This window comes from Deinococcus pimensis DSM 21231, assembly GCF_000519345.1.
Classification (GTDB): Bacteria; Deinococcota; Deinococci; order Deinococcales; family Deinococcaceae; genus Deinococcus_A; species Deinococcus_A pimensis.
The window spans coordinates 20,295-44,353 of sequence record NZ_KI912673.1 but is presented as its reverse complement, the minus strand read 5'-3'; the positions used below and the strand labels follow the sequence as shown (position 1 = coordinate 44,353).

Below are 24,059 nucleotides of genomic sequence, written 5' to 3'. Positions count from 1 at the left end.
TCGGGATGGGCACCCCTGAGATGTGCCGTGACCTGCCGCGCTCCCCGTCGATCGGGCGCCGTCACGCCGGGCACGCCGGGCGCCGCGACCCCTGGACGGCCGCTCCGTCCTTCGCGCCTCGCGGGTCGACACTCGCCGAGAGGACCACTGGTGTGAACGATAACATCGGCGTGAATGGTGATGACAGGACGGCCGTTCCCGGGTACCTCGTCTTTCGAGGCGTCGTCCGGCTCACGACCGTCGCCGCTCTGTCGACCCGCGGGTCTCGTCCCCTCCCCCTCTCACCATCACGGCCCTCTCGAAGCGCACGATGGAGGTCTCCGCTGCGTTCGAGCCCGCGCTCACCGGCGACCGCCCAGCGCCCTCCCTTCGTGACGGCCACCCGTCGCACGTCCTTCACGCTGCCGCCGCAGGGCGGTCGAACGGAGGCGCCTCATGCACGACCTTCCGACCCTCAGCCTCTTCGGGTCACGTCCGCCAGTGGGCAAGCCCATCCCGGCCAGGCCGATCCAGCGCGCCTCGATCGTCGCGCTCATGGCGCTCCTCGCGGGCGCCGCGAGCGCCCAGGCGCCCGGCGTGACGCTCCGGGCGGGACACGCGAACCTCTTCACCGGCCAGCCCGCGGAGATCAACGTGGAGCAGGACGTGCTGGAGCTCGCGCCCGGCGCCTGCACCGGCGTCCACGAGCACGGCGGTCCCGGCCTGGAGACCGTCATCAGCGGAACCATCACCGTCGACACACGCGGCGAGACGAGCAGGCGGACCGTCCGGGCCGGGCAGATGTACGTGATCCCGGTGGGCGTGGTGCACAACGTCTGCAATCCAGGGCGGGTGCCGGCGGTGTTCACGGCGGCCCTCCTGCTGCCCAGGGGCGCCGCGGCCGTCACGCCCCGCTGACCTGCACCGGAAGCCACGAAGCACGCTCCACCTGCAAGGGAGGACGTTCATGCGGCTCACCCTGACGTTCGCGCTCACCCTCGCCCTCACGACCGGCATGGCCGCCGCGCAGACTCACGACGGCCACGTCGACATGCCGACCGCTGCTGCCGGCGCATGAACTGCTCGGGTCGCTGCTGCTCGACCTCGGACGGCCACGTGAGGCGCTCAGGGAGTTCGAGCGGGCGCAGCGGACAGACCCGAATCGCCTGATGGGCTGGTACCTCGCGGGACTCGCGGCGGAACGCGCGGGCGTCACGGTGAAGGCGGACCTGGACTACGCCCGCTTCCTCGCCCAGCGGTGACCGGGAGGGCGACAGGTCACCCGGATGCACGCCGATCAGGCCCGGCCGGCCACGCTGGTCTGCCGAACCCGGCGCCCTACTCGCGGACGGTCACCGGGCACAACACGAGCTGACACAGGTACGGCCTCGCTCCCCCCCGCGCCGCGTACTTCCCGAAGACCTCCAGCAGTTCCGCCTGCATCGCCCTGGCGTCCTCGAAGTCCAGCGACAATGCCGGGTACACGAACGACACGAGCGCCGGACCCTGAGCGCCTGGTGTCAGATCCTCGTCCGGTGAGCGGCTCAACTTCGAGTGCATCCGTCCGTCCTCACCCCGCGCGACCCGCAAGCCCCACCCCTCGCCCATCTCCCGGAGGGTCCGGGCGACATTGCGCCGAACCCAGCCTGCCACGTCACCCTCCACCCCTTCGAGGTACGCCTCGAGCGACTCATAGCGGGTGACCTCGAACGGCACGAAGAACACCGCCGCTGCCGCCCGGTACAGCCGCATCGCGCGTCCCTTGCGGCGGCGCTCCGCTTGCACGTGCAGCAGGCCCAGCGTCGTGAGGCGCCGCACGCGGTACCGCACCCAGTCGAGGTCCTCTTCGAGGGCGCGCGCCACGTCGGACATGCTGCGCGCCTCGTCGAGGAACGCGTCGAGCAGCCGGGTCGTGCGGAGGTCCAGCAGCGCGTGCGCTGCCGCCGGATCGTGCACGGTGAAGCTACCGAAATGTCGGCCTGTCATGTTCGGTAGCTTACGCGGACACTGGACGCATGTCGCTCCTCACCCTCGAACACGGACCCACCACCGCGCCCAGCGTGCTCTTCCTGCACGGCGCGGGCGTCTCCTCGTGGATGTGGACGGACACCATGCGCGCGCTTCCCCACCTGCACACCCTCGCGCCCGACCTGCCCGGGCTGGGCAGAAACCGCGACGTCGGTCCGTTCGAGGTGACGCGGGCCGCGATGCTCCTCGCGGCGTTCATCGAGGAGCGCGCCACGGACGGACGCGCTCACGTGGTGGGGCACTCACTGGGTGGCGCGGTCGCCGCGCAACTGACGGCCATGGCGCCTGAAGTGGTGCGCAGCGTCACCCTGATCGGCGTGACCGCGCGGCCCATGCGGTTCGAACGACTGCTGGTCGCCGTGACCGTCGCGCTCGGGCCGTTGATGCGTCACCCGAAGGTGATCGCCGCGCAGGCGGACGCGCTGGGCGTGCCGATGGAGGCGCGCGCGCAGTTCGAGGCGGACCAGCAGGCGATGACGGCCGAGACGTTGAGGGCCGTGATGCGAGAAGGCGCCGGTTTCCGCGTTCCACGGGAACTGAGCGAGGTGGACGTCCCGGCACTGGCGTTGGTCGGCACGCGAGAAGCGGCAGTCAATCGCGCGTCGGCCCTCGCGCTCGCACGAGGAATGCGGCGTGGACGGGCGCTGAGCGTTCCTGGAGGCGGGCACGCCTGGCTGGCACGGCAACCGGACCTGCTCGTGCGGACGCTCCTGGCGTTCTGGTCGGACAGCGCGCTCCCCCACGAGCTGGTACCCTCGGCCCTCGACCCTGCACCCCGGCATGCCAGATCCTCGTGGATGAAGCATTAGCGCCATTTCAACTCTGATTTGTCACCTCACAGCGGGAGGACGGTCCCGTCATCCGGAAGCGTCGTCGAGCCTCCAAACGCGGCCTGCCCCTCGGCGAGCACACGATCACCCGTGGCGAAGCGGGCGAGATGCACCAGCGCCAGAGACTTCGCCCGTGCCGACCGCGCCATCTCACCCGCTTCCCTCGCCGTCGGATGCATCAGGACCGCCGCACGACGCGCCGCGTCCTGCCCGTCCGACTCCGCGACCAGGGCGTCGCACACGAACAGATCCGCTTCGCGCGCGCACGCCACGAGCGCGTCGCACGGCACGCTATCCGCGCTGTACGCCAGCACCTTTCCACCGCCCTCGACCCGCACTGCGAGCGTGGGCACGCGATGCCGCACCTCGAAAAAGCGCAACTCGAAGCCGCCGACCTGCCACCGAGAGCCTGCCTCGACCGCCACAAAACGCTCGGGTGCCGGGCGCGGCACCTCGGGGTACGTGGCCTCGATCAGCTGCCGAGCGCCATCGAGGGCGTCGATCGGCCCGTAGTACGTGACGTCGAGCAGACCCGCCAGAACGAAGGCCATGACCCCACCGATGTGATCACCGTGACGGTGGGTCAGAACGACGTGCCTGACGTCATCGAGACGAAGATCGACCCGGGCGGCCTGCCGGGCGAGTTCGAGGCCGCCGCCGGTGTCGAGCATCAACGGTGCGAAGCCGCCGCCACTGACGTGAAGCGCGAGATTGCCACGCTCAGGATGCAGCGGCGCGCCCGTGCCGAGGGCCACGACGCGAAAGGTGTCTTGGGCCATGCGGGAAGTGTACCGGCATTGGCCGCCCGGACCCAGGATGAGACGCCCGGTCCGAGGAAGTGCGGTCGAACCCGCGGGGTTGTCCCCGTCCCGCATGAAAAATCAAAGTCGACGTGCCATTGACGGAACCCGGACCCGCGTCGTGCTCCGGAGAACGATGTCCTCCGGCAACGGGGGCCCCCGCCGGACGACCGCCCACCCACCCGACCGCGAAGGGGCCGCTCAGCGCGCACAGAGCGACTCCTGGACCCTTGAGGTCGCCCGCCCACGCGGACTACACCGAAATCCCTTCCCGGCAAGGAGGCCGTTGATGCGCAAGAACGAGCCGATCGGCGTCGCTCTCGGGTTGCTCGTCCTCTCGTCCGGTGGGTACGCACACAACGCCGGTCTCGTGCGGCTTCCCAACGGGAACTGCGTGACGGTGGGCAGCGAAAAGTCGGGTCCCGAGGTGCCGGAGTCCAACCCTCACCGCAACACCCTCGGCCCCGCCGACGACCTGGGTCGTCTGGACCTGATTCCGGAGTCCCGCGGGGATCAATACGGCCCGCGCTTTGCCGCGACCCGGGGGAACAGCGCCGTGGAACCGCCGAACCCGAACGTCACGTGCACGCAGGGCGACGGATCCGCCACCGGTCAGGAAGCCAAGGAGCAACGCGTCCCATAGGAACCAGGGGCCTCACGAGGGCTGCGGATCGCGGCACGGGCACGGCCCGCGCGCCCGTCAGACGTCCTTTGCTGGAGTTCAGCGCCCGTCCAGCGCCAAGCGCCCGACGGCGGCGGTTACACTCGGCCTATCATGACCCTGCTCGAACGGGCGGACTCACAGGAGCAGCTCCTCGGCTGGGCGAAGGACGCGGCCGCCGGGCAGGGACGGCTGGTGCTCCTCGCCGGCGAGGCGGGCGTCGGCAAGACGGTCTTCCTGCGGGCCTTCGCGCAGCGTCACGCTCGCGGCGCCAACGTCCTGACGGGCGGGTGCGAGCCGCTGTCCACCCCGCGTCCCCTCGGCCCACTGCACGACATGGCCGGCCGTCTCGGTCGTGAATTCGAGCAGCTGCTCGACGCTGATCGGCGGGCACGCATCTTCCGCACGTTCCTCACCTTCCTGAACGACCGTCCCGGCGGCGCGAGCGTGATCATCGAGGACGCTCACTGGGCGGACGACGCCACCCTCGACCTGCTGCGCTTCCTGGGCCGCCGGGTCGAGGGAACCCGCACGCTGCTGATCGTGTCCTACCGGGATGACGAGGTCGGTCCGAACCACCCGCTCAGGGCCGTCATCGGTGACCTCGTCACCTGCACGTCCACCCGGCGGCTCAAGCTGCTCCCCCTGTCCGAACCGGCCGTCGGGGAGCTCGCGCGTGAACACCACCTCGATCCCGCCGCGCTCTACGCGAGGACAGCGGGCAATCCGTTCTACGTCACCGAGGTGATCGAGAGCGGCACGGACGGCGTGCCCGAAACGGTCCGGGACGCGGTCCTCGCGAGGGCCGCGCGGCTGTCCCCGAGAGCGCGCGCCGCGCTCGACGTCATGGCCGTCGCCGGGGCGCGCGTCGAGCCGTGGCTGCTCGACGACCTGCTCGGCCCACAGGTCGACGCGGTCGAGGAGGGCTTGAACCTCGGCGTGCTTCAGGCGCGACCGGACGGCCTGACCTTCCGACATGAGCTGGCGCGGCAGACGATTCTCGCGACGCTCACCCCACCACGAAGACGCGCGCTGCACCGACAGGTCCTCGACGTCCTCACGCGAGCTTCCGGACGAAGGGTCGATCCGGCGCGTCTCGCGGATCACGCGGAGGCCGCCGGGGACGTCGGCCTCACGCTGACGTACGCCGTGCTGGCCGCCAGGGAGGCCACGAAGGTCAGGGCGCACCGCGAGGCGTGCGCGCAGCTCGCGAGGGCGCTCGTGCACGCCGATCACCTCTCCCCGGTCGAGCAGGCCGAGCTGCTCGGCGCGTACGCGGAGGAATGCTTCATCACCGATCGGGTGTCCGAAGCGATCCGTGCGCGAAGCAAGGCGCTGGGCCTCTGGGAGGCGAGCGGTCACCTCGATCGGGTGGGCGAAACGCACGCGCACCTCGCGAGGCTCCTCGTGGGCATGGGCCGCAACGACGAGGCCGAGCGGGAAAGCCAGACGGCGCTCGCGATGCTCGAGACGTGCCCCGCCGGGTCCGCGCTGGCCTTCGCCTACTGGTGTCAGGCGCACCTGCGGATGCTCAACCGTGACAATCAGGACGCGGTCCGCTGGGGTGAGCAGGCCGTGACGCTCGCCGAGCAGCATCAGGACCGCTCCATCCTGGTGCTCGCGCTCAACACCGTCGGCACCGCGCGTCTGCTGGAGCAGGACGAGCGCGGACGCGCCCTCCTCGAACGCAGCCGCGACGTCGCGAGCGCGGCGGGTCTCGACGATCATGTCGCCCTGGCCTACCGGATGCTCGGTTCGGTGGCGGGTGAGCTGTACCAGTTCGAGCGTGCCGACCGTTCCCTCCAGGAGGGCCTGCGGTACTGCGCGGAGCACGATCTGGACGGCCATGGGTCGTACATGCGGGCGTGGCAGGCGCTGTCTCACCTGTACCAGGGCCGCTGGAAGGAAGCGGCGGACACCTCGCTGTCCGTCCTGGCGCGCTCGGAGACGGCGGCGACAAGTCGGATCATGGCGCTGGTCGCGCTGGGTCGTCTACGGACCCGTCGCGGTGATCCCCAGGCGTGGGACGCGCTCGACGAGGCGCTGGTCATGGCCGACCGGACGGGAACGCTGCAACGGCTCGCGCCAGTGCGGGCCGCTCGGGCGGAAGCGGCGTGGCTGAGCGGCGACCTCGACCGTGTGGAGGCCGAGGCGCGAACCGTGTACGACCTCGCGTGCGCCCATCGACACCCCTGGTTCGCCGGGGAGCTGGCGTACTGGCGCTGGAAGGCCACGGGCGACACCACCGCACCGGCGTTCGCCGCGCGTCCCTTCGCGCTCGAACTGAGCGGCGCGTGGCAGGAAGCGGCGGACGTCTGGGAGGCGCTTCGCTGCCCGTACGAGGCGGCCAGGGCGCGACTGTCGAGCGGCGACGAGGAGGCGCTCCGGCAGGCGCTTCGGACCTTCGAGGGGCTCGGGGCGGGACCTGCCCGCGCGATGAACGTGCGCGCGCTGCGTGACCTGGGTGTCCGGAGCGTCCCGCGAGGACCGAGGGCGGCCACGCGCGCCAACCCGGCGAACCTCACGGCCCGTGAACTTCAGGTCCTGCGGCTCGTTCAGCGTGGCCTGCACGACGCCGAGATCGCGCGTAACCTCGGGCTTTCCGTCAAGACGGCCGGTCATCACGTGTCGTCGCTGCTCGCGAAGCTCGGCGTGCGCAACCGCACGGAAGCCGGACGTGAAGCCGTCCGTCTGGGCCTCGACGGGAATGGGGAGGCGGAACGCGAAAGGTAGGGAGTCCTCCCGATGTCGCGGTGAGCCCGCACGTGGACAATCGAAGACAGCAGGAACGACGAGCCTCACCTGCTGGAGGAGGTAGGAATGCCGCGCTACATGGTCGAACGTACGTTCCCGGACGGTCTCGAGATTCCCATGACCGGTGAAGGGGAAGCCGCCTGTCTCGCCGTGGTGGGCCGCAACGCGGACCTGGGCGTCACGTGGGTGCACTCGTACGTGAGTGACGACAAACGCCGGACGTATTGCGTCTACGACGGGCCGACGCCGGAAGCGATCCGTCAGGCGGCCGAACGCAACGGCCTGCCGGTGGATCGGATCAGCAGGATCTCGGTGCTCGACCCGTACTTCTACCGGTAACAGCAGACCTCACGGGCGACGTCAGGAGGAGCTCAGGCATGCTGGGCTCCTCCTGACGTCGCCCGTGTGAACCGCCGCTCCGGCGCTCGCGATGACGCTCGGGCCCGCCGACCGCGTCCGGACGCTCACGCGTCGGGCGACGTCGAACGTGATCCGTGGACAGGCGGGACATCCGTCGAGTCTGCATGGAACGACCTCGGAAAGGCCTGGGCGGCGTGTCGGAAGCGGACGGGCGTCAGGGTCGCCGTGATGGCCGCCTCGGAGGAAGCGGGCGTCGACGCGCGCCACCCTCCAGGCCGCGTCGACGGACATTACCGTGAGCGAGCCGGATCCGCGTGGCCTCTCGACGGACATGCGCACGTCTCCCGTGCGCGTGGACATCGTGCGTCTCAGGTCACCATCGCGAGGAGAGATAAAGCGACTCTGAGCGTACGGCTGGCCCTCCGAGGGTAGGTTTGGAGGGACGTCCGAATTGGCGGTCAGACTGGTCGCCCGCTCGACAAGGAGCTTTCATGCACGTTCGTCTCATGCCCGCAACTGCTACGTTCCTGCGCCTTGCTCGTGCTCATCGCGCGTGGACGCACGCCGCGATCTTCGGGACGCGTGACGGAGCGAACAGCGAGTGCCTCGGCCGGGCGCGGACGAGCAGCCTCCGCTGACGTGAAGGAGCACCGGTCGTTCTCCAACGCAGGGCCAGGCACGACCCCAGCTTCGACCGTGTCCGGGTGGGACGACGCGGAGATACTGTGCGCGCTCGCGCGGGGTGATGAGGTCGCCCTGCGCGTCCTGCACGAGCGGTATGCGCCCCACCTCTTCGCGCTGGCGCGGCGCGCGCGGCTTCCGGACGCGTCGACGAGGGTCGAGGAGGCGTTCCTGGCCGTCGTGCGGTCCGCGCACTGCCACGCGCGCACGAGCGTCGATGCGCGGACGTGGATCCTCGTGACCGCGGGCCGCGCGATGCTCCGGAGCGTCGGTCGGTAGCGCCCTTCGTGTGGAGCGTTCTCTCGCTCCCGACGTCGAGCGTGGCCGGCCAGGGGTGCATCTGCGTTCAGGCTGGAGGGATCTCGCGTGCGGCCCAGCGGATGCCGGTGGTGGGGGCGGGGGCGCGGACGACACGTGAGCGCTCGTGACCAATAAGTGCCCTTATTGGTAAAGTCGTGACGTGACGCTCGCCCGGTACGCCGAGGACCTCCACCACCGCGCTCGGGAGTGGAGCGCCCTTCACGAGGACGAACGAAGAAGACGCGCCGTGCTCGCCTGCCGTGACAAGGACCATGACGTCCTGTGGTCCCTCGTGGAGTGGCACCTCACCCAGCACGCCCGCGCGGGTCTGCTCGTCAGCCCGCACACGAGAGCCAGCTACCGAACCGGCGTCCGGCAGCTCGTCACGCACGCCGCCGAGAACGCCTGGACTCTCCTCGCGCCTCGCCGGACCGACACGCAGGGCTGGGTCAACCGGCTGCTCGCCGAAGGGAAGAGCGTCGCGACCGTGAGGTCCCGCGTGGCGGCCGGCCGCGTGCTGTACGCCGCGCTGCGCGAGGTCGACGCCACTCAGGGCGCGCCCTTCGAAGGTGTGCGGGTGCCGAGGGACGCGCGGCACCCGCTGGAGAAGAACGCCCCGTACCCACGCCGCAGGATGGAGGAGGTCCTGGAGCGCGCCCGAGACCGCGTCCGCGAAGATCCCGCCCACGCGGACCGGCATCTCCAGACGTGGGTCCTCTTACTCCTGCTCGCGCACACGGGACTGCGCATCGACGAGGCCCTCAAGCTCGGCTGGGCGGATCTGCGGCTGGACGAGGACGACGCGCGTCTGGTCGTGCGTTCGGGCAAGGGCCGCAAATCCAGGGAAGTCCCCGTCTCCCCCAGGCTGGCGGGCGCGCTCGAACGCTACCGGACGTCACGGGCATCGTGGGCACACGGGGCTTTCCTGTTCCCGTACCGGACGTGGCGGGGCGCGGCGTATCACGTGCGGCCCCTGTTCGAGCGGGAGGACGGCTCGAACGACTTTCGTGGCTTTCACGCGATCCGGAAGTTCATGGGTTCGCGGTTGTACGAGTCGGTGGGGGACTTCACGGCAGTGGCGGAGGTGCTGGGGCACGCCAGCGTGGACACCACCAGAGGGTACGTCCGCGTCGGTGTGGAACGTGCGCGAAAGGCCGTCGCGGACTGGTGACCTCGTGTTCCTTCTCTCCAACCTGCTGCTGTTCGGAGCGTCACCCCGGAAGCTCCTCGAAGTTCATGCCAGGACCGACCCCGCCGACGTCGCCACCCGACGGCAACGCTCGATCCAAGCCACGGCCCGCTCGACGTGAGTTCGCTTGCAGGACGGCCGCGGGGCGTATGTTCGCAGTGCACTTCGGCGTCACCGTCACTCCCGTTCGGGCGTGGACCGAGCGGTTCGACGAAGGTGGTCTCGCCGCACCTCGATCCTCCATCGCCAGCGGCCGTCCCGCACGACCTGATTCGACGCGACGTCAACGTCTGCTGTCGTCATACCGTGACCTCCAGGTCGGACGGACGCGGCGGGAGGTGCGGGCGCGGCGTCGCGGGGCGGACCCAGCGGTCGGTGTACGCGTCGAGCGCGGCGGCGTCGAAGGTGGCGCAGGCGAGGCCGACGTACCCGTCGGGCCGCACGAGGTACACCGCGGCGGGCGTGAGTCCGGCGTGGCGTGAGGCGCGCGTCTCGGGGAAGACGTGCAGGGGCACCTCACGGCGGGCGCACCACGCGAGGAGGTCCGGAGCGGGCGGGCCGTAGGTGTGCGCCTGCCACGTGAGCGAGCGCAGCGCGTCGAAGTTGCTGCCTCCCTGGGGCAGGGCCACCCAGGGGAGGCGTTCACCACCGTGCACGCCTCCCGCCGCGCCCTGACTGAGGGAACTGTCGGGGTAGTGCAGTCTCGTCTGGGAGACGGTGAGGAACAGCAGGCGTCGGACGGCCTCGGCGCGGGTGAGCAGGGGCAGCAGGGTCGGGACGGCCGTGAGCCTCAGGAAGCGCGCGGCCGCGCCGTCCCGCACGATGCCGGTGAAGACGCGGTCGGTGGTGTTCACGAGCGCCACCGCGAACGGGCGGCGTTCGGGCTCGTAGGTGTCGAGCACCTCGTCTCCCCCACCGTGGACGGCCTGCGCGAGCTTCCACGCGAGGTTCGCGGCGTCGCCGAGGCCGGTGTTCATGCCCTGCCCGCCGACGGGCGTGTGAACGTGCGCGGCGTCCCCGAGGATGAACGCGCGGTGCACGCGGAAGTGGTCGGCGACGCGGTGATGCACGCGGTACGTGCTGAACCAGTGCACGGTGCTGACCTGCGCGAGGCCGTTGGCTTCGAGTTCGGGTCGGACGTCCTCGAAGGTGGCGTGTTCGCGCACGCCGGGGCCGAGTTGTCCGACGACGCGGTGTCGGTGAGGTTCGGGCATGGGGAAGAACGCGAGGAAGTGGTCGTCGTCGAGGCTGAGGTTCACGTCCCCTTCGCGGACCTTTCCGCGGAGGGTGATGTCGGCGACGTAGAAGCGCTGCGCGTACGTGCCGCCGCTGAGGGGCACGCCGAGGGCGTGCCGGACGGCGCTGCGGGCGCCGTCGCAGCCGGCGGCGTAGGAGGCGCGGACGATCTCGTGCTGGTCGTTTCGCGAGAAGGTGGCGGTGACGCCCGCGTCGTCCTGCGTGAAGGCCGTGACCTCGGTGTTCCAGTCGATGCTCACGCCGAGCGCGGTGAGGTGCTCGACAAGGAGTTCCTCGTTCTGGTCCTGGGTGAGGATGTAGAGGTACGGGTGCGGGGTGAGGTCGTCGCCGACGCCGCGCAGGCGGACGGCGCCTCGGAGGTCGCCACGGACGAAGAGGTTGAGGCGGTCGAAGTGTCGTCCGCGCCGCATGGCGTCCGCGCCGAGGCCGAGCTGGTCGTAGTACTCCAGGGTGCGGGCCTGCACGGCGATGGCGCGCGTCTCCTGCACGGGGCCGGATTTGAGGTCGGCGACGCGGACGCGGACGCCGAGCCTGGTGAGCCACAGGGCGAGGAAGAGCCCGGTGGGTCCGGCGCCGCTGATCAGGACGTCCGTGGTGGTGGTCATGGGGTCGCTCCTTCGGTGACGGTGAGGAGGAAGAGGTCCACGAGCCGCGTGAGGGTCTTCTCGGTGGGCGCTTCGGGGAGGGTGGGGCTGAAGAGGCCGTCGAGGGCGACGTAGCTCATGACGGGACCGACGAACATGCGCGCGCTGAGGGCGGCGTCGGGTGCGTGGATGAGGCCGCCCGCGTGGGCGTCCTGGAGGAGATGGGCGGTGACGAGCAGGAGGCGGGCGGGGAAGGCGTCTCGGAGGGCGCCGCGCAGTTCGGGAACATGGAGGGCTTCGCCGAGGAGGAGGCGCAGCAGGGCGAGCGCGTCGGGGTGCAGGAGGCGGCCGGTGACCGCGTGGGCGAAGTCGAGGAGGCGGGCGCGGAGGTCCTCTCGGGTGGTGGGGGTGGGGTGAAAGCGTGCGTCGAGGCGGAGGTCGTCGAGTTCGTGGGCGATGGTGGCGGAAAGCAGTTCGGCCTTGCCGCGGTAGTAGGCGTAGAGGGTCTGTTTGCTGACGCCGGCGGCGTGGGTGATGGCGTCGGTGCTGGTGCGGGCGTAGCCCTGCTGGAGGAAGAGGGTGCGGGCGGCGCTGAGGATCTGGGCGCGTTTGGCACGGGCTCGGGGGGTGTCATGGGTCATGCTCCTCCTCAAACGGAACCGTACGGTACAGTTTCAGCTTGCGCCTCGACCACCCCGATGTCAAGCGGACCGCGGTGGTGGTCCTTCGAGCGGTGGGGCAAGGCACCGAGATGACCTTCACCCGGCCCCGCCACGAATTCAGCGACGAGCACCTCGAACGGACACGGGCGGGGGACGAGGGCTTCTTCGACGCCATGGACCGCCGGCTCTCCACCGTGCGCTAGGAACCGGGCCCACGTCTGTCACGGCCGCTCGAAGACGACGCACAACCGTTCGCTACCGAGGCCGCTGATCACCGTCCGTTCCTTGCCGTTCGACAGCAGCCGCGCCGTCCAGTCCACCTCGCCACCGTCCACGAGGAACACGTCCTCCTCCCCTGCCCGTCCGTACACCTGGAAGGCCACCCCGCGGTAGTAACCGCGACCGCCCTGCCGCTCCCGGTCGATGTCGAAGACCACGTTCTCGAAGCGCGCCGCGAGCGGCGCGCTCACGAGCGCCCGCAGGGCGTCCCCACGATCGACGGCCGAGAAGTCGCTCAGCCTCACCCGCAGAGGCACGTCCATCCCCACGATGGCGCGCAACACCGTGAGCTGCGCCCTGAGGTGGAGTTCGACCAGCCCGAGTTCCGCGGAACTTCCGCTGCCCGCCCGCGTGGCGCTCACGAGAGCGAGCAGCGCGAAATGCGCGGTCTGCCCGGGACCATCGAAGTTCTGCGGTCGCAGCAGCCGATGATGCGCCGCCAGATGCACTGCCTCGGCGGACCGGGCGTCCGCACGGAGCGCCGCGCGGCGACGGCGGGCCGCCTCGAGCGTGAGGACGTTCGTCGCGTCGGACACCACCTCCGTCCCACGGCTCGTGGTGACCGCCCAGTCCTGCGAGACGCCGGCCACGACGGCGCAGGTGCCCTGCGGTGTCACCGGGGAGAGCGTGACGGGCTCGAACTCCACCGGGAGGTGTTCGAAGGCCAGCACCTCGAAGCGGGCGAGGACCAGTGGAGAGAGACCCGCCGGGCGGCAGAAGCGGTCGCGCTCGAAGTCCGCGAGGACCTCGGCGGGCGTGCGGCGCCGCGCGCGCCGCCGCGCGACCTCCAGGAGGAGCGAGGTGAGCTCGGAAGGTTTGAGCCGCTCGACGAGGTGCCCGGCGAGGTCACGCACTCCGGTCGCCCGTTCCAGCCTTCCGAGCAGGCCGTCCGTCTTGCTGGAGGTCATGGGTGAAGTGTACGAGCCAGGCGGCGCCCGGTGCCTCTTCCGCGCCGGGGATGGACGTCGGGGAGCTGCACGTGCGCCGCGCTAGGCGGGCAGATCAGCGCTCGGGGGCCCCCACGCCTCGCCGCGCGTGAGGCAGGTCCGAGTCGGGCGTGCCCGGGGACCGCGCGTGGTCCCGGGATACCTCCGTCCTGTACTATTCCGAGTAAGTTAGTCTGATTACCAGGAGAAGTCATGCTCAACCGCATCCTGCCCCTCACCCTCGGCCTCACCACCACCGCCCTCGCCGCGCCCATCACCGTCAAGCACGACCTCGGCACCACCACCCTGCCCACCACGCCCAAACGCGTCGTCGTCATCCAGGAGGAGGCCGCCGAGCTCCTCGCCGTCCTCGGTGTCAAACCCGTCGGCTTCGCCAGCACCCGCGTCGGCAGCATCAAGCTCGGCCAGGCCCTCACCGCGCTCACCGCGCCCGCCGCCGCACGTCTCGGCACGCCCGTCTACGTCGGTACGCACGACCAGCCCTCCCAGGAAGCGATCCTCGCCCTCAAACCCGACCTGATCCTCATGAGCGCCGGCGCGGACGGCAGCAACCAGCTCTACCCCGCCCTCAGCAAGCTCGCCCCCACCGTCGCGTTCAGCTTCAACGAAGGCGGCAGTGGCTGGCGCAAAGCCCTCACCGAAACCGCCAGGGCCTTCGACAAGACGGCCCTCGCCAACCGGTACCTCGCCACCTACGACACCCGCGTCGACACGCTCCGCGCGCAACTCGCGCCCACCCTTCGAAGCTCGAAGCGGACGGCATTGCTGTACATGTTTCGCGACACGGACATCATGGCGCTCGGGGAGCGCTTCAGCTTCTCCCGCACCCTCGCCGAACTCGGCCTGACCCTCACCATGCCGACCGGGCTCAACCCCGACAGCGTCTTCCACGTCCTCTCCCCGGAGGTGATTCCCACCCTCAAGGCCGACCGCGTCGTGCTGCTCCGCCTCACGCGGAGCGGCAGGCCCCTGCCTCGCAACGACCTCGACGCGCTCCTCACCCGTACGGGCGCGAAGGTCACGACGTACCTGCTCGACCCGCAGGAGCCGTCGAGCGGTCCCATCACGGACCTCAAACGGATCGAGGCCCTCGCGAAACTGCTGCGTTGACCCGCGCTCCACCGAGACGCCGAAGCAGGTCGATGGAGTCCTGGCCCCCCGTCCGCCTCACCAGGTCACACGCCGAGGAGGCGCACAGAAGCGTCTCGCACCCCGACCACCCGAGAACAGGAGCAGGTCATGACCACGAGCCTCAACAGCACGCCCACGGTCACCTCCCGCGACGGCACCCGCATCGCCTTCGACGTCGCGGGCACAGGACCGGCCGTCATCCTGATCAGCGGCGGGTCCGTGGATCACACCTCCACCGCGCCCGTCGCGGCGCTCCTCGCCGAGCACTTCACGGTCCACAACCTGCACCGCCGAGGACGCGGCGAGAGCGGCGACACCGCCCCCTACGCCGTGCAGCGCGAGATCGAGGACATCGAGGCCGTCATCGACGCCGCGGGCGGATCCGCCTTCGTGTGGGGCTCCTCGTCCGGCGCGGTCCTCGCGCTCGAAGCGGCCCGTGCGCTGCCCGGCAAAGTCGCCAAGCTCGCGCTGTGGGAGCCGCCCTACGTCCTCGACCCCGCGCGCCGCCCGCCGCCCGACACGGCGCGCATCTACCGCGACCTCGTCCAGGCCGGTCGCCGTGGCGACGCCGCCGAGTACTTCATGAAGGAGGTCGTGCGGATGCCCGCCGAATTCGTCGCCGGAGCCCGCACCCAGCCCTGGTGGCCGAAGCAGGAAGCGCTCGCGCACACGCTCGAATACGACGCCATCCTCATGGGCGACTACACTCTGCCCGAGGCGCGCGTCCGCGAGGTGCGCACGCCCACCCTGGTCCTGAGCGGCGAAGCGAGCTTCGAGTTCATCCGGGAGTCGGCGCGCGCGGTCGCCGCGCTCGTCCCGAACGGACGGCACCATTCCCTCGCGGAGCAGACCCACAATGTCGACCCGAAGGTGCTCGCGCCCGCCCTGCACGACTTCTTCGGCGCGCCCCACGCCTGACCGCGCCGCCCTGATCCTTCACCTGCGCGGCGCTCACGGTCTCGACGTGCACACCCTCACCTTCCTCCCGGTCGGCACCCTGCCCGCCTACCGCGCCGACGGCGAACGTGAACGGTACTTCGTGAAGGTCGTCCCGGACACCTCGTCGGGCGCCGCCGCGGCGAGGCGTCTCGCGCGCGAAGCGCCGCCCCTGCGCGTGCCACGCCTCCTGCTCACGTCGTCCGGCGCGTCCCCCTCGACGTTCGAGGGCTGGCGCACGCGCACACCCCTGAGGTCATGGCGGGTGTCCGTGGGGAGGCCCACCCCGAGGTGCCGCGCGACGACTGGGGGGGCGCCGGGCGTGACGTGCGGCTCTCAGCGTGTCCCCGGGAGCGACCGCCCCCGAGCCGCCGCGTTCAGCACGGCGCGTACGGCCTCGACCACCACCTCGGATTCGCTGATGGCCGTGCCGCCAGGATCGAGCGGGTCGAACAGCATCTGCCGGGCGTTCGTCGAGACGCCTCGCAGCTTCCCCTGCTGCGTCCGCAGCACGTTCGCGAGTTCTCGACCGTACGTCACGTTCCCCCCGGTCTCCCCCGCCGCGGAGAACACGTCGAACACCGACGTGACCACCACGACCGGCAACGCACCGAAGGACCGCACAGAGCGGACCTCACGGTCCCCGGCCACGACGTCGAGTCCCGACAACGCCGTGGCCCTGCCCGTCTCGTACGCCCGCACGAACGCGCTGAGCGCGTTCAGGGCCGCGACGGCGTTCGGGTCGCCCGTCCGGACGCGCGACAGAGGACGCCGCCGGAAGAAGTCGGAAACGGCGGCCGCGGTGTCCTCCTGCCATGGGTCCACCAGCACGAGGCCCGCCACGTCGGAGCGGTGACGGCTGGTGAACAGCCGCGCGAGCTGACTCGAGAAGCGGTCCGTGACGAGCACGACCCGGCTCCTGACGCGCACCTTCACGAGCACCCGGTGAAGCTCCTCGGCCCGTTCGGCGGCCGTGGCGACGCGGGGGGCGGGATCGCTCTCGCCCGTCCCGGGCGGATCGTACGCGCAGGTGCGTACGGACTCCGCGAGGTCGGCGCCGACGCTCGCCTGGAAGTGCGTGTCGTCACCGACGGCCGCACCGACGGGCAGGACGGGGCTGCGGATCACCACGACGGTGAGGGGCGTGACGGGACCCTCGCAGGTGAAGTTGACCTTGTACCCGCCGAGGTCCACCATGGCGGGTGCCTGCGCGAGGGACGTCGCCCATGAGAGGGTGACGAGGGTGAGGGCCAGCTTGACGAGGCGCCTGTTCATGAGGTCCTCCCGGTGGCGTTCGGTGCGGTCGAGGTGTCACCGAGCGTGAGATGCGGGAGGGGAACTTCAGTGTGCGCCGCCACGTGGGCGCGCGGGTGAGCGGACCCTCGCGAGCCGACCAGCGGCGCCTGCACCACCGTCATCGAGGAACACGCGGTCATGGACGCGGCAGGCGACGCCCGCGTCGAGTCCGTCCGCCGCGCGCGCCACGCTCGCCGGAACCGATCGAGCGCGGCGTGACCGTGCCGAACGAGATGTCCAGGGAGCTCGCCGCGTTGACTGAAAAAAGCACAAAATGTACAGTCTGCTCATGCAGTCGTCCGGTGAGCCGATCTCCATCTCGAACCTGCGACGTCACCTGCCCGACACCATCCGCGTGACCGAGCAGACCCTCAAGCGTTGGCTGGTGATGCACCACCAGCGTCCCGTCGCACGCCTCGGTCCCGTGGACGCCTCACCGACGACCCGTCCGCCCACGCTCACCCCACCGCAGGTCGTCACGGTCACGCACCTCCGCCAGCACCTCCACAGCGTCCTGCGCGAGGTGGAGGTCGGCGGACGCGACGTCGTCATCACCCATCACGGCAATCGCGTCGCGACCCTCACGCCGGTCACGCCCGTCACGAGCGCTTCCCCCGCCACGCGCGCCCCTCAAGGAGAAGTCATGTCCGTGTCCACCCAACCGATCATCGCGCTCGTGTCCCTCAAAGGCGGGGTGGGAAAGACGACCTCCACGCTGCACCTCGCCGCCGTCGCCGCGCGCGAGGGCCGCCCCGTCACCGTCCTCGACGGGGACAGCGAACGCAGCGCCACGCACTGGGCGAACCTCGCGCTGAAGCTCGGCCCCCTGCCCTTCGAGGTCATCGAGACGGACGAACGCACCCTCATCACGCAGGCGCGCGACATTCGCGACCGCGGACACACCGTCGTGATCGACACGCCGCCCAACGACCGGACCCTGCTGATGAAGGCTGCCGGGATCGCCGATCACGTGCTCGTCCCGGTCGCACCGACCGGCATCGACCTCGACCGTCTGCGCGGCACGCTGCAGCTCCTCGCGGACACCGGCGCGATCGGCGGTCGGGAACTCGACGTGGCGATCCTGCTGGTGCGCTTCGCGGCCCGCAAGAGCCTCGCGCGTGAAGCGCAGGACCTGCTGCGCGACTTCCCCATCCTCGACGCGAAGGTCCGGTCGCTCAAGGCGTACGAGGAGGCGTTCGGCAGCGCGCCGCTCTTCCTGGAGGAGTACGAAGTGGTGTGGAAGGAGCTGGTCGCGTGAGCCGCAGTCAACGTGCGGGCAAGCTGGGCGCGGCGCTGTACGGCGCGCCCGTCGTGACGGACAACCCGGCCGACACGCAGACGCCGCGGCTCGTGCGGACGGATTTGATCGACGTGATGGACGGCTTCAACCCACGCCGCTTCCTCACGGACGACGCCCTCAGCGCGGCCGCGCTTGGCGATCTCGCCGACAGCATCCGCGCTCAGGGCATCCTGCAGCCGCTCGTGGTGCGGCGCGCGGGCGCCCGGTACCAGCTCATCGCCGGAGAGCGGCGTCTGCGCGCCTCGGCGCTGGCGGGCCTCAGGGACGTTCCGGTCGTCGTGGTCGACGCGGACGACCTCAAGGCGCTCGAAATCGCGATCGTGGAGAACGCGCAGCGGCAGGATCTGGACGTCGTCACCGAGACCTTCGCGGGCTTCGACTTCCTGTCGCGTCACCTCGGCATGAGCGTCGAGGACGTCGTGACGTACCTCAACGCGGTCCGCAAGGGACGCCGTGAGGACGAGCGGGACGTCGAGGGTCTGCTGCGCCGCCTGTACGGCACGGGCATCAGCGTCTGGTCGCAGCGGCGCGCGTCGATCCTGCGAATGACACCCGAGGAGCGCAGCGCCGTCATCCGCAAGCTCACCGACGTCGCCGTCTGCGCGGAACTCACCGGCGTGAAGGACGCGTCGTACCGTGCGGCGCTCCTGCAGCGGGCCATCACCCAGCAGCTGTCCGCCCCGCAGGTCCGGCTGCTCGTCCGTGAGCGCGAGGTGGCCGCGACGGGACTTCCGGCGCGCGTGGCGGACTTCAAGAAGCACCTGCCGAAACTCGCCCGCCTCGACGGCGCGCGGGCACGCAAGGCGGAGAAGCTGCTGGAGCAGCTCGAGCAGCTCCTGCAGGAGTGACTGCACGCCGAGTGCACACGCGGAGACGACACGCGAGCGAGGTGGGATAACCGTTATCCCACCTCGCTCGCGTGTCGAAGAATCAGCCTGAGGACGCCCCTCGACGTCACGGGCGACGACGCCACGTCGCGTGGGTCCACGACACCCGGGCAGGCCAGGGCGTTCCCGGCCGAGCTTCCTCTGGACGGTTCAGGCGTGCGTCCCGGCGCCCGCCCGACCGGGGAGTGGCCACAGGCGCACCCGCGTCCGGGGAATATGCGAAGCTACGGGCACCGCGGCCAGCGGCTGTCGTCCTGCCGACCGCGCTTCCTCAGACCATGACCCAGACCGATCAACGTCCGCCCCGCGACCTCTCGTCCCGTTTCGAGGAGGCGCTGCTGCTCGCCGCCGAGTGGCACCGCCCGCAGTTCCGCAAGGGCAGCGGCACCCCGTACCTCGCGCACCTCATGGGCGTCGCGAGTCTCGCGCTGGAGTTCGGCGCCTCCGAGGACGAGGCCATCGCCGCCCTGCTCCACGACGCGCTGGAGGACGGCCCCGCCAACACGGGACTGACGCCGTACGCCATCCGCGCTCAACTTCGTGAACGTTTCGGTGAGGAGGTGCTCGCCATCGTGGAGGCGTGCACGGACGACAGCCCGAACCCCGGCGAGGCCAAGCGGCCCTGGCGCGAACGTAAGGAGGCGTACGTGCGCGCACTCGCGTCCAAGTCCGGGGGAGCGCGGCTCGTCGCGGCGTCCGACAAGCTGTACAACGCGCGCGCGATCCTCACGGACTTCCACGCGCTCGGAGACTCCGTCTTCGAGCGCTTCTCGGCCTCGAAGGGGGAGACGCTGTGGTACTACCGCGCGGTCACGGCGGCCCTCCAGCCGCGGGATGGAGAACGTGAGGAGTACGTCCAACTGGTGTCCGAACTCGAACGCACCGTGGACCGCCTCGTCGAGCTGGCGTCCCCGACGACGTTGCGGTGAGGTTGCGCGCCCTTGGTCGGGCGGCCCCGACGGTGGTGCTCCTGACCGCGCGCAGGGAGGTGCTGACGTCCCGACTTCTCGGGCGTGGTCAGATGTCCGGACGCGCCGACGATCACCTGGAGACGATCCTGCGGCGCTTCGAGACCTACGAGACGCAGACGGCGCCGCTCGTGGATCACGACAGGCGGCAGGACAGCCTGCGCGAGCTCGACGGCGAGGGAACCCCGGACGCCGTCGCGGCTGGGCTTCACGCGCTGCTGTCCTGATCGGAAGGAAGGTACGGGCGCGGCGCCGTTCCCCTTGTTTCCCGCGCGTTCTTCCCACCTCGGCGGACGGCACGGCGCCCGGGTACCCTCGCCGGTGATGCGGGCGTCACGGCGCTCGTCAGGGGAGAGGGTGAGGGTCGAGCCGGGCAGGCGCTCGTCACGACCGCCGGGAACACGCCGGCGGAGCGGGTCGGCGTGCCGGCTCCGCGGTTCACGCGCGCGGATGACCCCGTAGGGGCGGGACCGGGGATCGCCGCCGCGTTCAGGTGTCCGCCCCCTCCGCCTCGGCCCGCACGAGGCGCCACAGCGTCTCGACGTGCTCGCGCTCGGTCGGCAGTGCCCCGATGGACACCCGCACCATCCAGTTGCCGTCCAGCACGGCAGGCGTGAGATACGCGCGGCCGGAACGGTTGACCCGCTCACACCACGCCAGCGTGTGCCGGTCGAGCGCCTCACCCGTGAGCCCCTCGGGCTCATGGCGGACGCACACCGTCTGGAGCGGCACGGGCGCCAGCCGCCGCCAGCCGGGGGTGGCGTCCACCTGCTCGGCGAGCCAGCGAGCGTTAGCCAGATCACGCCGCAACCGCGAGCGCAGCCCCTCCACGCCCTGCTCGCGGATCAGGAACCACAGCTTCAGCGCCCGGAAGCGCCGACCCAGCGGAATCCCCCAGTCACGCAGGTTGCGCACCTCGCCGTCCGCGCTCGACTGCAGGTAGCTGGGATTGGTGGACATCACCCGCACGAGATGCTGCGCGTCGCGCACGAAGTACACCGAGTTGTCGAACACCGCCCCGAGCCACTTGTGCGGGTTGAGCACCAGCGAGTCCGCCGACTCCACGCCGTCCCACAGCGCGCGGCACTCGGGCAGCAGCATCGCGCTGCCCGCCATCGCCGCGTCCACGTGCACCCACGCGCCGTGCTCGCGCGCGACACGCGCGACCTCGCCGACGGGGTCGACGGCGGTCGTGGCGGTCGTGCCGGTCGTCGCGACGACCACCGCGGGCCGCCGCCCACGCGCGGTATCCTCGCGCATCGCCTCGGCCAGCAGGTCCGGGCGCAGGGCGTGCGTGTCGTCCGTGCCGATCGCCCGCACGAAGTCGCGTCCGAAGCCCGCGAGCAGCGCGGCCTTCTCCACCGAGGAATGCGCGTGCACCGACGTGTACACCACCAGCGGCGCTTCACCGGCCTGCAGACCGCCCCGAACCGCGCCGTACTGGGTGACGCGCTCGCGGGCGCACAGCAACGCCACGAGGGTCGCGGTGCTCGCCGTGTCGTGAATGACGCCCTGCCACGCGTCCGAGAGGCCCACCATCTGCCGCAGCCAGTCCGTCACGACCTCCTCGAGCTCCGTGAGTGCCGGACTCGACTGCCAGCTCAGGCCCAGCACGCCCAGCCCGGAGCTCAGGAAGTCCCCCAGCACCGACGCGGGCTCGGCGTTCGCCGGAAAGTACCCGAAGAACGAAGGGTGCTGCCAGTGCGACAGGCCCGGCAGCAGCACGCGCTCGACGTCCGCGAGGATCGCCTCGAAACCCTCGGGTCCCTCAGGCGGGTGGACGGGAAGCCGGGCGCGGACGTCTCCCGGCGTGACGGGCGACATGACCGGCAGGGTGGCGACGCGCTCACGGTAGTCGGCGATCCAATCCACGAGCTCGTGACCGGCGCGTCGGAAGTCTTCGGGGGTCATGCCCGTATTAGAACGCGGATGACGGAGGATCGCGAGAGTCGACCGCGGGTGGTCTCCGACGCGGCACGGTCGACGCACTCCAGGCGGGTGTCCCTTCACGATGTGTTCACGCTCGCGGCCCCCGGTCCGTTCGTCGATTACGCTCGAAGCACGAGGTGGCGGCGCTACGTGTGGGCGTCACAACGGGCCTCGCGGCCTCCCGGGCCAACCTGACACCCGCGCCCCCGAAAGAATTCGGGGGCGCCTTCCATTCGGAACGGCCCGACGAGCGCCACCACGATCAGCCCCGCTCTTCCCGCGAGCAGCCCCAGCACGAGGCGGTGAGGCGCAGGTGACCTCACGGCGCTCCTCCGTCGTGGCGTTCCTCAGGTCGGGGCCGCTCACGGTCGTGGGTCATGCGTTTTTCCCGGTCTCCAGGTGAAGCCCTCGCGGACGTGGGTCGTCCGAGGTGAAGGTCGGGTGCGGCGCGTACACTGAAACGGTGAACTCGAAGTCCCTCACGCGCCGCGCGCCCCTGGCGCTGGCGCTCCTGACGCTCGCGCTGAACGCCTGCGGCGCGCCGCAGGCGTCGGTCACGACGCCCCCCGTCGTTCCCGCGCCCGTCGACCCCACCCCCGTCGAGCCCGCGCCGAGCGACCCCACGCCCATCACGCCCACGCCGGTGACGCCGACCTTCACGCAGTTCGGCACGGCCTCGTACGACGAATGCGTCGGCCTCGCCCGGGACGCGCAGGGCGACACCTGGTGCGCCGGCATCACCGGCGGCGCCTTCGGCGGCTTCCAGAACGCCGGCGGGACCGACGCGTTCGTCATGAAGGTCACGCCCGACGGGCGGCGCACCGTCACGCAGTTCGGCACGAGCGGCAACGACCGCGCGCTGAGCGTCGTCGTGGACGCGAGCGGCAACGCCTGGATCACCGGGAGCACCGACGGGACCCTCCCGGGGCAGACGAACGCGGGCGGACGCGACGCGTTCCTCGCGAAGCTCGACCCGCAGGGTCACCTGACCTTCCGGCAGTTCGGCTCCTCCGCCTACGACCAGCCGCGCTCGATCGCGCTCGACACGCAGGGAGACGTGTACCTCGCGGGCGTCACGCAGGGCGCGCTGCCCGGCCAGACGAGCGCCGGCGGGCCTGACGCGTTCCTCGCGAAGCTGGGCGCGGGCGGCGACCTGACGTTCTGGCAGTTCGGCACGCCGTACGCCGACTCCGCGGCGGGCGTGGCCGTCACTCATTCCGGCAGCGTCGTCGCGGCGGGCACCACCGTCGGGACGCTGCCCGGCAACGTCTCGCGCGGCAGCTCGGACGGCTTCGTCGCGACGCTCGCGGGTGACGGGACGCTCGCGCTGCGCCAGTTCGGCACGGACGGGCAGGAAGACGTCATCGGCGTCGCCGCGCGCGCCGACGGCGCGGTCGTCGTGACCGGCGCCGAGTACGGCGCGTGGCCGGGCTTCACCAATGCGGGCGCGTCCGACGCGTTCCTCGCGGTGGTCGACCCGCAGGGCGGCGTCACCGGCTACCAGTTCGGCTCCGCGGGCCGCGACGTGGGGTACGCCGTGACCGTCGACGCTCATGGGAACGCTTTCGCGACGGGGTACACCGAGGGCAGCCTGCCGGGCGGCGCGAGCCTCGGCGGGCAGGACGCGTTCCTCGCGAAGCTCGGTCCGGACGGGACCCTCGCGGTCAGGCACGTCGGCACGAGCGGCGACGACGACGCCTCCGCCGTCCTCGCCGACGACCAGGGAGGCGTGCTCGTCGCGGGTGAGACGGACGGCGTCTTCGAGGGCGCAGTGAACGCCGGGGATTACGACGCGTTCGTCACTCGCCTGCCCGCCGCGCCCTGATCGGCGTCGTGGACGCCACGGGCGACTGGACCGACTCCGGCGAGCGGCGGTACCCTGGACGTTGACGGAGGCCCTCTTGACGACGACCTTGCGGCTGGAACTGGAAGCTGACGTGAGCGACGCGGACCGGGCGCTCGCCGAGGCGTACTGGGCGCTGAACGACGAACACTTCGTCTTCAAGGTCGCGGAGCTCGCCCGGCGCTTCGACGTGTCCCCCACGGCCCTGCCCGCATGCGTGAAGGCCGTGGCGAGCGTCGTCGCGGTGAACGTCACGTGCGCCGTGTGTGGCTCGCATCCACGCTACCGTCTGCGCAGCGAGTTCAACCGCGCGCTGATGTGGCCCGCGGAGCGGCAGCTGTGCGTGCCCTGCCTGGAGGCCGGACGTCGCCGACGTGCCGAGCGGGACGCGCGCGAGCGTGAGTGGCGCCTCGAGGATCAACGCGTCTGGGAGGACGCGCGCCGCGCGCGGCTCCGCG

General features: G+C 71.0%; 22 protein-coding genes. 15 read left to right on the top strand and 7 right to left on the bottom strand.

What is annotated here, in order from left to right:
• Positions 1–435 precede the first annotated feature (435 nt).
• Positions 436–897, top strand: a complete 462-nt coding sequence (locus DEIPI_RS36030; protein WP_052351939.1) for a cupin domain-containing protein — start codon at positions 436–438, stop codon at positions 895–897.
• A 420-nt stretch (positions 898–1,317) separates the two neighbouring features.
• On the opposite strand, the gene DEIPI_RS0122520 is transcribed toward DEIPI_RS36030, so the two are convergent.
• Complete coding sequence (locus DEIPI_RS0122520; RefSeq protein WP_027483256.1) at positions 1,318–1,965, bottom strand: hypothetical protein; 648 nt, start codon at positions 1,963–1,965, stop codon at positions 1,318–1,320.
• A 29-nt stretch (positions 1,966–1,994) separates the two neighbouring features.
• Between DEIPI_RS0122520 and DEIPI_RS36025 the strand changes: the two genes are divergently transcribed.
• Positions 1,995–2,816 (top strand): alpha/beta fold hydrolase, encoded by an 822-nt coding sequence (locus tag DEIPI_RS36025; protein ID WP_052351938.1) that lies wholly within the window; start codon positions 1,995–1,997, stop codon positions 2,814–2,816.
• Between the two features lie 26 nt (positions 2,817–2,842).
• On the opposite strand, the gene DEIPI_RS0122510 is transcribed toward DEIPI_RS36025, so the two are convergent.
• On the bottom strand, positions 2,843–3,616 hold the full coding sequence (locus DEIPI_RS0122510; RefSeq protein ID WP_027483255.1) for an MBL fold metallo-hydrolase: 774 nt from the start codon (positions 3,614–3,616) through the stop codon (positions 2,843–2,845).
• 310 nt (positions 3,617–3,926) lie between these two features.
• Here DEIPI_RS0122510 and DEIPI_RS0122505 point away from each other — a divergent pair, with 310 nt between their 5' ends.
• From DEIPI_RS0122505 to DEIPI_RS33820, 4 genes are all read left to right on the top strand, one after another.
• Positions 3,927–4,280, top strand: a complete 354-nt coding sequence (locus DEIPI_RS0122505; protein ID WP_027483254.1) for a hypothetical protein — start codon at positions 3,927–3,929, stop codon at positions 4,278–4,280.
• Positions 4,281–4,412: 132 nt separating this feature from the next.
• Positions 4,413–7,031, top strand: a complete 2,619-nt coding sequence (locus tag DEIPI_RS33825; RefSeq protein ID WP_052351937.1) for an ATP-binding protein — start codon at positions 4,413–4,415, stop codon at positions 7,029–7,031.
• An 87-nt stretch (positions 7,032–7,118) separates the two neighbouring features.
• Complete coding sequence (locus tag DEIPI_RS0122495) at positions 7,119–7,391, top strand: DUF4242 domain-containing protein (RefSeq protein ID WP_027483253.1); 273 nt, start codon at positions 7,119–7,121, stop codon at positions 7,389–7,391.
• Between the two features lie 1,162 nt (positions 7,392–8,553).
• Positions 8,554–9,564 carry a tyrosine-type recombinase/integrase gene (locus tag DEIPI_RS33820; RefSeq protein ID WP_045234983.1) on the top strand — a complete coding sequence of 337 codons (1,011 nt, stop codon included), beginning with the start codon at positions 8,554–8,556 and terminating at the stop codon, positions 9,562–9,564.
• Positions 9,565–9,881: 317 nt separating this feature from the next.
• Here DEIPI_RS33820 and DEIPI_RS33815 read toward each other — a convergent pair whose 3' ends face one another.
• A complete protein-coding gene (locus DEIPI_RS33815; protein ID WP_045234982.1) occupies positions 9,882–11,444 on the bottom strand; it encodes an FAD-dependent monooxygenase in 1,563 nt (520 codons plus the stop codon).
• Entirely contained in the window at positions 11,441–12,064 is a 624-nt protein-coding gene (locus DEIPI_RS33810) for a TetR/AcrR family transcriptional regulator (RefSeq protein WP_045234981.1), read from the bottom strand. Before DEIPI_RS33810 ends, DEIPI_RS33815 begins: the two co-directional genes overlap by 4 nt.
• 38 nt (positions 12,065–12,102) lie before the next feature.
• Between DEIPI_RS33810 and DEIPI_RS38295 the strand changes: the two genes are divergently transcribed.
• On the top strand, positions 12,103–12,288 hold the full coding sequence (locus DEIPI_RS38295; RefSeq protein ID WP_027483251.1) for a hypothetical protein: 186 nt from the start codon (positions 12,103–12,105) through the stop codon (positions 12,286–12,288).
• Between the two features lie 18 nt (positions 12,289–12,306).
• On the opposite strand, the gene DEIPI_RS33805 is transcribed toward DEIPI_RS38295, so the two are convergent.
• Positions 12,307–13,272, bottom strand: a complete 966-nt coding sequence (locus DEIPI_RS33805) for a hypothetical protein (RefSeq protein WP_052351936.1) — start codon at positions 13,270–13,272, stop codon at positions 12,307–12,309.
• Between the two features lie 231 nt (positions 13,273–13,503).
• Between DEIPI_RS33805 and DEIPI_RS36020 the strand changes: the two genes are divergently transcribed.
• Both DEIPI_RS36020 and DEIPI_RS0122455 read left to right on the top strand, forming a co-directional pair.
• Complete coding sequence (locus DEIPI_RS36020; RefSeq protein WP_052351935.1) at positions 13,504–14,421, top strand: ABC transporter substrate-binding protein; 918 nt, start codon at positions 13,504–13,506, stop codon at positions 14,419–14,421.
• 129 nt (positions 14,422–14,550) lie between these two features.
• Positions 14,551–15,360, top strand: coding sequence for an alpha/beta fold hydrolase (locus DEIPI_RS0122455; RefSeq protein ID WP_027483250.1), 810 nt, complete (start codon positions 14,551–14,553; stop codon positions 15,358–15,360).
• 354 nt (positions 15,361–15,714) lie between these two features.
• Here DEIPI_RS0122455 and DEIPI_RS0122445 read toward each other — a convergent pair whose 3' ends face one another.
• The gene (locus DEIPI_RS0122445; protein ID WP_027483249.1) at positions 15,715–16,653 is read right to left on the bottom strand and encodes a hypothetical protein; all 939 of its coding nucleotides are present in this window, start codon (positions 16,651–16,653) and stop codon (positions 15,715–15,717) included.
• A gap of 310 nt (positions 16,654–16,963) precedes the next feature.
• On the opposite strand from DEIPI_RS0122445, the gene DEIPI_RS36965 reads away from it, so the two are divergent.
• The 4 genes from DEIPI_RS36965 (at position 16,964) to DEIPI_RS33790 (ending at position 20,056) form a co-directional block, all read left to right on the top strand.
• Positions 16,964–17,932, top strand: coding sequence for a type II toxin-antitoxin system prevent-host-death family antitoxin (locus tag DEIPI_RS36965; protein ID WP_169737193.1), 969 nt, complete (start codon positions 16,964–16,966; stop codon positions 17,930–17,932).
• Positions 17,929–18,822 (top strand): ParB/RepB/Spo0J family partition protein, encoded by an 894-nt coding sequence (locus DEIPI_RS41980; protein WP_027483248.1) that lies wholly within the window; start codon positions 17,929–17,931, stop codon positions 18,820–18,822. Before DEIPI_RS36965 ends, DEIPI_RS41980 begins: the two co-directional genes overlap by 4 nt.
• A 317-nt stretch (positions 18,823–19,139) precedes the next feature.
• Positions 19,140–19,790: an HD domain-containing protein gene (locus DEIPI_RS0122430; RefSeq protein WP_027483247.1), complete on the top strand. Its 651-nt coding sequence runs from the start codon at positions 19,140–19,142 to the stop codon at positions 19,788–19,790.
• Positions 19,787–20,056, top strand: coding sequence for a nucleoside monophosphate kinase (locus DEIPI_RS33790; protein ID WP_157463901.1), 270 nt, complete (start codon positions 19,787–19,789; stop codon positions 20,054–20,056). Before DEIPI_RS0122430 ends, DEIPI_RS33790 begins: the two co-directional genes overlap by 4 nt.
• A gap of 262 nt (positions 20,057–20,318) precedes the next feature.
• Here DEIPI_RS33790 and DEIPI_RS0122420 read toward each other — a convergent pair whose 3' ends face one another.
• Entirely contained in the window at positions 20,319–21,740 is a 1,422-nt protein-coding gene (locus DEIPI_RS0122420) for a pyridoxal phosphate-dependent decarboxylase family protein (RefSeq protein ID WP_027483246.1), read from the bottom strand.
• 481 nt (positions 21,741–22,221) lie between these two features.
• Between DEIPI_RS0122420 and DEIPI_RS0122415 the strand changes: the two genes are divergently transcribed.
• Both DEIPI_RS0122415 and DEIPI_RS40575 read left to right on the top strand, forming a co-directional pair.
• A complete protein-coding gene (locus DEIPI_RS0122415; RefSeq protein ID WP_045234979.1) occupies positions 22,222–23,583 on the top strand; it encodes an SBBP repeat-containing protein in 1,362 nt (453 codons plus the stop codon).
• Between the two features lie 76 nt (positions 23,584–23,659).
• Positions 23,660–24,059: hypothetical protein (locus DEIPI_RS40575; RefSeq protein WP_045234978.1), on the top strand; the 400-nt coding region annotated here is incomplete at its 3' end.